This is a genomic window from Streptomyces glaucescens (assembly GCF_002154375.1).
GTDB lineage: Bacteria > Actinomycetota > Actinomycetes > Streptomycetales > Streptomycetaceae > Streptomyces > Streptomyces glaucescens.
In genome coordinates, this window is the sequence record NZ_MUND01000009.1 from 1 (window position 1) to 10,665 (window position 10,665).

The following is a 10,665-nucleotide window of genomic DNA, read 5'->3' on the forward strand; positions in this document are numbered from 1 at the left end:
CCTCACGGCGTTCGGTCACGCCGTCCGTGACACAGAGGAGGACGTCGCCCGGGTCGAGGGTGACCGTCTCCTCGTAGAGCTCCAAATCCTCCAGGACACCGAGGAGCGGCTGGGGTTCCGCCGCCGCCTCGACCGTGCCGTCCTGGCGCAGGCGCAGCGGGAGAGGGTGGCCCGCGCAGACGACCTTCAGTTCCGCGCTGCCGTCCTGCTGGGGGCGCAGCTCGCCGTACAGAAGGGTGAGGAAGCGGCTGCGGGCGCCCTCGTCGAGGATGGCCGAGTTCAGGCGGTCCAGGACGGCGGGGCCGCTGAGGCCCTCGCGGGCGAGCAGGCGCAGCGCGTGCCGGGCGAGGCCCGTGACGGCGGCCGCGTTGGGGCCCGTACCGCAGACGTCGCCGATGGCGAAGCCGTAGGCGCCGTCGCGGATGGGGAAGACGTCGTAGAAGTCGCCGCCGACCTCGTTGCCCTCGCCGGCCGCGCGGTAGATGACCTCAACCTCGACGCCGTCGATCTGGGGGAGCTCCGGCGGGAGGAGGCTGCGCTGGAGAGACTGGCTGATGGCCGTGCGCTCGGAGTAGAGGCGGGCGTTGTCCAGGGCCAGGGCGGCACGGCGGGACAGGTCCTCGGCCAGCTCCAGGATCTCCTGGCGGAAGTGCTCGTCGGTGGGCTTGCCGAGGGTGAGCATGCCGATGACGCGGTTGCGGGCGACCAGCGGCAGGACGACCGTCTCCCCGCCGACCGCGGCGGCCGTGGCGAGCGTGGGGCCGATGCCCGAGCTGACGGTCGCCGGTTCACCGAGCCCCAGACTGCGCATCGAGCTGCGCAGGGCTGCCTGGTGGGCGGCCTCGGCGGGGGCGGACCAGACGCGGGCGCCGGGGGTGGGGACCGGGTCCGGCGGGGAGATCTTCGACAGCAGCGACTTGATGCCGTCGATGAGCTCCTCGTCCTCGTGCAGGACGTACGACAGATACGGCTCCGAGGCCTGGTCGGCGATCGTGTAGACGGCGCACCAGGTGGCCAGGGTGGGGACCGTCATCTGGGCCATGAGGGCGAGGGTCTGGTCGCGGTCGAGGGTGCCGGCGAGCAGGTCGGAGGCCTCGACGAGGAAGCTCAGGGAGCCCCGCCGCAGGCGTTCGAGTTCGCCGAGGCGGGCGGATTCGACGGCGAGCGCGATGCGGTCGGCGGCGAACTGGAGGCGGAGGGCCTCTTCGTTGCTGTACCGGCCGGGAGCCTCTGCGGCGACGCCGAGGGAGCCGGTGAGGCGGCCCTCGACCTTGAGCGGGACGGTGACGACCGAGCGCATGCCCGTGCCGTTCAGCAGCGGGACGGCACCGGGGACGGCCGTGAGGTCGTCGTGGACCGCCGGCATCCTGGCCGAGCCGTAGCGGCCGGGGCCCGCCTCGACGGGGACGCGGGCGAACCGCTGGCGGGCCGAGGGCAGGCCGGTCGAGGCGCGGACCTCGAGTTCCGTCTCGTCGTCGGTGGCGAGCAGAAGGAAAGCGGAGTCGCCGTCGAGCATGTCGCGGGCGCGTTCCACCGTGCGCTGGAGGAGGCCGTCGAGATCGTCCGGGGCGGGGGAGCCGATGAAGACCTCGAAGGGGTCGTTGCTCTGGCCCTCGGCGGCCGGGGACGCGTCGGAGGCGACGAGGCGGACCGGGGTCTGGAGGACGGCGCGTTCGTGGTCGCGTACGAGGAGGCAGACCGTCGACGGTTCACCGGCGGTGTCACGGACCCGCAGGTGGGAGGCGTAGACCGGGACGACGCGGCCGGAGGCGTCGCGGATGCCGTAGCTGCCCTCCCAGCGGGAGAGGCGGAGGGCCTCGGCGATGCCGGTGCTGGTGCCCGGGGTGTGCGGCCAGGCGGCGAGGTCGGTGAGCGGCTTGCCGGTGACCTGGTCGGCCGGGTAGCCGAACAACTCCTCGGCGTCGTCGTTCCACGCGGTGACGGCGCTGGCGCGGTCGATCTGGATGACGGCGACCCGGACGCGGCCGTCGGCCAGCGGCAGCAGGTCGGCGGGGAGGGAGGGGCCGGCGGCCCGGGTGCCGACCGGGCGCTCGGGGAGGGCGAGCTCGAACCAGACGTTCTTGTGGGTGGGCGTGTACTCGACGCCCCAGCGGGCCGCCAGGGCCGCGCACAGCTGGAGGCCGCGGCCGCCCTCGCGGTCGGGGCCGCTCATGCTGATCGCGGCGCTCTGGAGCGGGACCTCGCGTTCCGGGTAGTGGTCGGAGACCTCGATGCGGACGCCTTCGTCGGTGCGCAGGCACAGGACGTCCGCGGCGGTGCCGGCGTGCACGACGGCGTTGGTGACCAGCTCGCTGGTGAGGACGACGGCGTCGTCGATGATGTCGGCGTGACCCCAGCCCTGGAGGGTGTCCCGAACGAACGAGCGGGCGGACGCGACCGAACGCCCCACGGGCTCGAAGCTGGCAGCCGCGCGCGCGGTGATCACGAAACTCCTCGACCTGCTCTCGTCGTACCGGGCTCCGGGGTCCGCCGGCTCGGGCTCGTGCCGGGTCTGGGGCGGCAGGCCGCCCGCGGGCCGGGGGTCCGGGGGCTGTCCCCCAGGGATCAGTCCGGTGGTCATGTTGCGGCCGCCCTCCGATGCCCGCTCGTTCTCGTGCCACCGCCCAGGCCGGACGGACCGGCGTGGCTGGACAGCCGGATGCAAGGTTACTTACCTTCACCGGCCGCGCGGATGCCGGTCTGCAGTGTTTCCGTCCGGAGGGTGTGCGGACGGTGTGTGAAGCTGCCGAACTGTTATGGCCTGGTTCGGCCGGGGTGAAACACTGGGCAGGCTTCTGTTTGAGGTTCGGGCAGGCTGAGTGTGTTGCGTGCGGACGGGCAGCAGCCTTCGGTACGGGCTGGTGCCGTCTGGCGGGACCACTTACGAGTGATCGGCACGCCGAGCAGTGACAGCAGCACCCGAGCACAGCAGTAACGGTCGATCCCTGCGGGAGGGACACAGTGGAGTCTGGCGCAGCGACGCGGGGCACGAAGACGCGCGCGGACGGCGGACCGTCCCTGGGCAAGCGGCGCACGGCGCCGAGCGGCAGCACCACCGAGGTGGACACCGCTGCCCTGAATCGGTTGCTGTCGGCCCTGGTGGCCATGCGGGACGGCAACTTCCGCAGGCGGCTCACCGTGTCCGGGGACGGTGTGATGGCGGAGATCGCGGCGGTCTTCAACGAGGTGTCCGACCGCAATCTCCACCTCACGGGTGAGCTGTCGCGGGTGCGGCGGATGGTCGGACGTGAGGGAAAGCTCACGGAGCGGCTGGAGACGGGGGTTTGCGAGGGGTCCTGGGCGGCGGCGATCGACGCCTCGAACGCACTGGTCGACGATCTCGTCTGGCCGGTCTCCGAGGTCAGCCGGGTGCTGTCGGCGGTGGCCGAGGGCGATCTGTCGCCGCGGATGGACCTGCGGACGCAGGCGCCGGACGGGACCGGGCATCCGTTGCGCGGGGAGTTCCTGAAGGTCGGGCGGACGGTGAACAACCTGGTCGACCAGCTGTCGACGTTCACCGACGAGGTCACGCGCGTGGCCAGCGAGGTGGGTACCGAGGGCAAGCTGGGCGGGCAGGCGCGGCTGCGCGGGATGTCGGGTTCGTGGAAGGACCTGACGGAGTCCGTCAACACGATGGCGCACCGGCTGACGGCCCAGGTGCGGGACATCGCGCTGGTGACGACGGCGGTCGCCAAGGGTGATCTGTCCCGGAAGGTCACGGTGCACGTGGCCGGCGAGATGCTGGAGCTGAAGGAAACCGTCAACACGATGGTGGACCAGCTCTCGGCGTTCTCCTCCGAGGTGACGCGGGTCGCGCGCGAGGTGGGTACGGAGGGCGAGCTGGGCGGTCAGGCCCAGGTGCCCGGCGTGGCCGGTGTGTGGAAGGAACTCACCGATTCGGTGAACACCATGGCCGGGAACCTCACCGCCCAGGTGCGGGGCATCGCCGAGGTCACGACGGCGGTGGCCAACGGCGACCTGTCGCGGAAGGTGACCGTGCAGGCGCGCGGTGAGGTGGCGCAGCTCGCCGAGACCATCAACCAGATGACCGAGACGCTGCGGATCTTCGCGGACGAGGTCACGCGGGTGGCCAACGAGGTCGGCGCCGAGGGGCGGCTCGGCGGGCAGGCGAACGTGCCGGGCGCGGCCGGGACGTGGAAGGACCTGACGGACTCGGTCAACACGGTGTTCCGGAACCTGACCACTCAGGTGCGGGACATCGCCGCGGTGACGACGGCGGTGGCCAACGGCGACCTGTCGCAGAAGGTCACCGTGGACGTGGCCGGCGAGATGCTGGAGCTGAAGAACACCGTCAACGGGATGGTGGACCAGCTGTCGGCGTTCGGTTCCGAGGTCACGCGGGTCGCGCGGGAGATCGGTGACGAGGGCGAGCTGGGCGGTCAGGCGCAGGTGCCGGGCGCGGCCGGGACGTGGAAGGACCTGACGGACTCCGTCAACACGGCGTTCCGGAATCTGACCGGACAGGTGAGGAACATCGCGCAGGTCACCACGGCGGTGGCCAACGGCGACCTGTCGCAGAAGGTCACGGTGGACGTCTCCGGCGAGATGCTCCAGCTGAAGAACACCGTGAACACCATGGTGGACCAGCTGTCGTCGTTCGCCGACCAGGTCACGCGGATGGCGCGGGAGGTCGGTACGGAGGGCCGGCTGGGCGGTCAGGCGCAGGTGCCGGGCGTGTCCGGCACGTGGAAGGAGTTGACCGACTCGGTCAACTCCATCACCGGCAACCTGACCGCTCAGGTGCGGCAGATCGCCCAGGTGACGACGGCCGTGGCGCGCGGTGACCTGTCCCAGAAGATCACGGTCGACGCACGCGGCGAGATCCTGGAGCTGAAGAACACCATCAACACGATGGTCGACCAGCTGTCCGCCTTCGCCGACCAGGTGACCCAGGTGGCCCGCGAGGTGGGTACGGAGGGCCGGCTGGGCGGTCAGGCGCAGGTGCCCGGCGTCGCCGGTGTGTGGCGTGATCTGACCGACTCGGTGAACGGCATGGCCGGGAACCTGACGGCGCAGGTGCGGCAGATCGCGCAGGTCGCGACGGCGGTGGCGCGCGGTGACCTGTCCCAGAAGATCACCGTGGACGCGCGCGGCGAGATCCTGGAGCTGAAGAACACCCTGAACACGATGGTGGACCAGCTGTCGTCGTTCGCGGAGGAGGTCACCCGGGTCGCCCGTGAGGTGGGCACCGAGGGCAAGCTGGGCGGTCAGGCCGAGGTTCAGGGGGTCTCCGGCACCTGGAAGGACCTCACCCAGTCGGTGAACTTCATGGCGAACAACCTCACCGTGCAGGTGCGCAGCATCGCCGATGTGACCACCGCGGTGGCCAAGGGCGACCTGTCGAAGAAGATCACCGTCGATGCCAAGGGCGAGATCCTGGAGCTGGTGACGACCGTCAACACGATGGTGGACCAGCTGTCGAGCTTCGCCGAGCAGGTGACGCGGGTCGCGCGCCAAGTGGGCACCGAGGGCATCCTGGGCGGCCAAGCGCATGTGCCCGGTGTCACCGGCATCTGGAAGGACCTCAGCGACAACGTCAACCTGATGGCCAAGAACCTGACCATGCAGGTGCGGAACATCTCGGAGGTCGCGGCGGCGGTCGCCAACGGTGACCTGACGCGGACGGTGACGATCGAGGCGCGCGGTGAGGTGGCGCAGCTCGCCGACACTTTCAACACCATGGTGAAGACGCTGAGTTCGTTCGCCGAGCAGGTCACCAAGGTGGCCCGCGAGGTGGGTACGGACGGCATCCTCGGCGGTCAGGCGCACGTGCCGGGGGTCGCGGGCACGTGGAAGGACCTCACCGAGTCGGTGAACCAGATGGCGTCCAACCTGACCGGTCAGGTGCGCAACATCGCGATGGTGACCACGGCGATCGCCAAGGGCGACCTCACCAAGAAGATCGACATCGACGCGCGCGGCGAGATCCTGGAGTTGAAGACGACGATCAACACGATGGTCGACCAGCTGTCCTCGTTCGCGGAGGAGGTCACCCGGGTGGCCCGCGAGGTGGGCACCGAGGGCCAGCTGGGCGGCCAGGCGCGCGTGCGGGACGTCGACGGCACCTGGCGGGACCTGACGGAGTCCGTGAACGAGATGGCCGGGAACCTGACCCGGCAGGTGCGCGCCATCGCGCGCGTGGCGACCGCGGTGACCCGCGGCGACCTGAACCTGAAGATCGACGTGGACGCCTCGGGTGAGATCCAGGAGCTTCAGGACTACATCAACAAGATGATCGCCAACCTGCGCGACACCACGATCGCCAACAAGGAGCAGGACTGGCTGAAGGGCAACCTCGCCCGGATCTCCGCCCTGATGCAGGGCCGCCGCGATCTCGACGACGTGGCCTCGCTGATCATGAGCGAGCTGACGCCGGTGGTCTCCGCGCAGCACGGGGCGTTCTTCCTGGCGATGCCGCTGGCCGACGACAAGGACCTGGGCGGCGACAACGACGACCAGTACGAGCTGCGGATGCTCGGATCGTACGGCTACTCCATGGGCTCGATGCCGACGTCGTTCCGGCCCGGTGAGGCGCTGGTGGGCACGGCCGCCAAGGAGAAGCGGACCATCCTGGTCGAGAACGCGCCCAGCGGCTACCTGAAGATCTCCTCCGGGCTCGGCGAGGCGCCGCCCGCGCAGGTGATCGTGCTGCCGGTGCTGTTCGAGGGCACGGTGCTCGGCGTCATCGAGCTGGCCTCGTTCACGCCGTTCACGCAGATCCAGAAGGACTTCCTCAACCAGATCGCCGAGATGATCGCGACCAGCGTCAACACCATCTCCGTCAACACCAAGACGGAGGTGCTGCTGAAGCAGTCGCAGGAGCTGACCGAGCAACTGCGCGAGCGGTCGGCCGAGTTGGAGAACCGGCAGAAGGCGCTGCAGGCGTCCAACGCCGAGCTGGAGGAGAAGGCCGAGCTGCTGGCGCAGCAGAACCGCGACATCGAGGTGAAGAACACCGAGATCGAGGAGGCCCGGCAGGTCCTGGAGGAGCGCGCCGAGCAGCTCGCGGTGTCGATGCGCTACAAGAGCGAGTTCCTGGCGAACATGTCGCACGAGCTGCGTACGCCGCTGAACTCGCTGCTGATCCTGGCCAAGCTGCTCGCCGACAACGCGGACGGCAATCTGACGCCGAAGCAGGTCGAGTTCGCGGAGACGATCCACGGTGCCGGGTCGGACCTGCTCCAGCTGATCAACGACATCCTCGATCTGTCGAAGGTCGAGGCGGGCAAGATGGACGTCTCGCCGACGCGGATCGCGCTGGTCCAGCTCGTCGACTACGTGGAGGCCACCTTCCGGCCGCTCACCGCGGAGAAGGGCCTCGACCTGTCGGTGCGGGTCTCGCCGGAGCTGCCGGCCACCCTGCACACGGACGAGCAGCGCCTCCTCCAGGTGCTGCGCAATCTGCTGTCGAACGCGGTGAAGTTCACCGACTCCGGCTCGGTGGAGCTGGTGATCCGGCCCGCGCGGGACGACGCTCCGCAGGCGATCCGCGAGCAGCTGCTGGAGGCCGGTTCGCTGACCGATCCGGAGGCGGACCTGATCGCGTTCTCGGTGACGGACACGGGCATCGGGATCGCGGCCAGCAAGATGCGGGTGATCTTCGAGGCGTTCAAGCAGGCGGACGGCACGACGAGCCGGAAGTACGGCGGTACGGGCCTCGGGCTGTCCATCTCGCGGGAGATCGCGCAGCTGCTCGGCGGTGAGATCCACGCGCAGAGCGAGCCGGGGCGCGGCTCGACGTTCACGCTGTACCTGCCGCTGCACCCGGGCGAGCTGCCGCCGCACGGCTATCCGCAGGCGGTTCCCTCCCTGTCGGGCGGCGAGCCGCTCGCGCTGGAGCCCGCGCCGTCGGACGTGACGATCGAGACGCCGGCCGAGGTGCGGTCGTACCGCGAGACGCAGAACGGGGCGGCGGCGCTCTTCCGGCGGCGGCGCCGGGCCTCGGCGGCCGAGTACCGGTCGCCGGCGCCGGAGCAGTGGTCGCCCACCGAGGAGGGGGTGCCGCAGGCGCATCCCGGGATCCGGTTCGGCGGCGAGAAGGTGCTGATCGTCGATGACGACATCCGCAATGTGTTCGCGCTGACCAGCGTCCTGGAGCAGCACGGCCTGTCGGTGCTGTACGCCGAGAACGGCCGGGAGGGCATCGAGGTGCTGGAGCAGCACGACGACGTCGCCGTGGTCCTGATGGACATCATGATGCCCGAGATGGATGGGTACGCCACGACCACGGCGATTCGCCGGATGCCGCAGTTCGCCGGGCTGCCGATCATCGCGCTGACCGCCAAGGCGATGAAGGGGGACCGGGAGAAGGCGATCGAGTCCGGTGCGTCCGACTATGTCACCAAGCCGGTCGATCCGGATCACCTGCTGACGGTGATGGAGCAGTGGATGCGCGGGGAGTGACAGCCGCGGAGGACGGGCGCCGGGCGTGTGTGCGCTCGTGGCGGGACGTGTGAGAGTTCACGCCGAGTCGCTGACGCAGTGTGGCGGAGGGCGTGTGATCGTACGCGATTCTGGGAACCTTCTGGTCCCCGCCCTCGTTTCTGCTACGTGCACAGTGACATCGCGGTGACAGGGTGTGGCGACAGGCGGGGTGCGGCTACGATGACCGGCACGAGGACGGGCGGCGTAACGGAGTCGTCCCCTGGGGCGGCGCCCGGTGCACTGCCGGGGCGAGGAGGGCGGGCCATGGTGCAGAAGGCCAAGATCCTCCTGGTCGATGACCGGCCGGAGAATCTGCTGGCGCTGGAGGCGATCCTCTCGGCGCTCGATCAGACACTGGTGCGGGCATCGTCCGGGGAGGAAGCGCTCAAAGCACTGCTCACGGACGATTTCGCGGTCATTCTGCTGGACGTCCAGATGCCGGGCATGGACGGGTTCGAGACCGCCGCGCACATCAAGCGGCGGGAGCGGACCCGGGACATCCCGATCATCTTCCTCACCGCGATCAACCACGGTCCGCACCACACCTTCCGCGGCTATGCGGCGGGCGCGGTGGACTACATCTCCAAGCCGTTCGACCCGTGGGTGCTGCGCGCGAAGGTCTCGGTCTTCGTCGAGCTGTACATGAAGAACTGCCAGCTGAGGGAGCAGGCGGCGCTGCTGCGGCTCCAGTTGGAGGGCGGCGGCAAGGGCGCGGTCGGCGGCGGCAGGGAGGCGGCCGGACTGCTCGCGGAGCTGTCCGCGCGGCTCGCGGCGGTCGAGGAGCAGGCCGAGGCGCTGTCGAAGCAGCTGGACGACGAGTCGGCGGACGCCGCGGCGGTGGCCACGGCGGCGCACCTGGAGCGCAAGCTGACCGGGCTGCGGCGGGCGTTGGACGCGCTGGAGCCGGGGACCGGCGGGACCTCGCCGGTGCCCTCGGAGAACTGACGGACCGGCCGGGCCCGTTGCCGCAGGGCCTGCTCGTGAGTGCACGTCAGTTTCCGTCCCTCTCAGGGGCGACACGAACGGGTGAAGCAGGAGGCACACGTGTCCCCTGGCGACTCCCCCGGTAATCTCACACCCATGGCCTCACGTCCCTCCGCAGCCAAGAAGCCGCCCGCGAAGAAGACGGCTGCTCCCGCGAAGGCTCCGGTGAAGAGGGCCGCCGCGAAAAAGCCCCCCGCGAAGAGGGCACCGGCCAAGAAGGCGCCCGCCAGGAAGGGCGTGGCGAAGAAGGTTCCGCCGCAGCCGGCGCCCAGCCCGACCGGGGGTCTCTACCGGCTCGTCCGCGCGCTCTGGCTCGGCCTCGCGCACGCCGTCGGCGCCGTCTTCCGCGGCATAGGGCAGGGCGCGAAGAACCTCGACCCCGCGCACCGCAAGGACGGCGTCGCGCTGCTGATGCTCGCCCTCGCGCTGATCGTCGCCGCGGGCACCTGGTCGAATCTGCGCGGCCCCGTCGGCGACCTGGTCGAGATCATCGTGACGGGCGCCTTCGGGCGGCTCGACCTGCTGGTGCCGATCCTGCTCGCGGTGATCGCCGTACGGCTCATCCGCCACCCCGAGAAACCCGAGGCCAACGGCCGGATCGTGATCGGCCTGTCCGCGCTGGTCGTCGGCGTGCTCGGGCAGGTCCACATCGCCTGCGGCTCGCCCGCCCGCAGCGACGGCATGCAGGCCATACGCGACTCCGGCGGCCTCGTCGGCTGGGGCGCGGCGACCCCGCTGACGCACACCATGACCGAGGTGCTGGCCGTACCGCTGCTGGTGCTGCTCACCGTCTTCGGCCTGCTGGTGGTCACCGCCACGCCGGTCAACGCGATCCCGCAGCGCTTGAGGCTGCTCGGTGTGCGGCTGGGCCTGGTCCGCGACCTCGAGCCGGAGGAGTTCGGCGAGGACGACGAGCGCTACGAGGAGCAGTGGCGCGAGGCGCTGCCCGCGCGTCCGCGCCGGCGCGGACGCGCCCCCGAGGCCTACGAGCCCGAGGACGCGGAGCAGGAGGCACTGCCGCGGCGCCGGGGCCGGTCGCGGCGCCCCGCGGTGCCGCAGTCCGAGACGGACCGCGGGATGGACGCCGTGGACGTCGCCGCGGCCGCCGCGGCGGCGCTCGACGGCGCCGTGCTGCACGGGATGCCGCCGTCGCCGGTCGTCGCCGACCTCACCCAGGGGGTGAGCGCCGGGGCGGGAGTGGGCGTCGTGTGCGCGCGGTCCCCGGCGCTCACCCCC

3 protein-coding genes and 1 pseudogene are annotated in these 10,665 nt (G+C 70.7%); 3 read left to right on the forward strand and 1 reads right to left on the reverse strand.

What is annotated here, in order from left to right; genetic code table 11:
* Positions 1-2,581 (reverse strand): SpoIIE family protein phosphatase (locus tag CCN42_RS00670; protein WP_086732577.1); only part of this gene is annotated, 2,581 nt, incomplete at its 3' end.
* Positions 2,582-2,961: 380 nt separating this feature from the next.
* Between CCN42_RS00670 and CCN42_RS00680 the strand changes: the two genes are divergently transcribed.
* From CCN42_RS00680 to CCN42_RS00690, 3 genes and pseudogenes are all read left to right on the forward strand, one after another.
* On the forward strand, positions 2,962-8,424 hold the full coding sequence (locus tag CCN42_RS00680; protein ID WP_086732575.1) for a HAMP domain-containing protein: 5,463 nt from the start codon (positions 2,962-2,964) through the stop codon (positions 8,422-8,424).
* Positions 8,425-8,709: 285 nt separating this feature from the next.
* A complete protein-coding gene (locus CCN42_RS00685) occupies positions 8,710-9,390 on the forward strand; it encodes a response regulator (protein WP_086732576.1) in 681 nt (226 codons plus the stop codon).
* Between the two features lie 135 nt (positions 9,391-9,525).
* Positions 9,526-10,665, forward strand: a pseudogene (locus CCN42_RS00690) (cell division protein FtsK); the annotation flags it as partial.

What these genes read in the sequence shown, in the direction of transcription:
- CCN42_RS00685 (WP_086732576.1), top strand. Translation starts at nt 8,710, where the DNA reads ATGGTGCAGAAGGCCAAGATCCTCCTGGTCGATGACCGGCCGGAGAAT.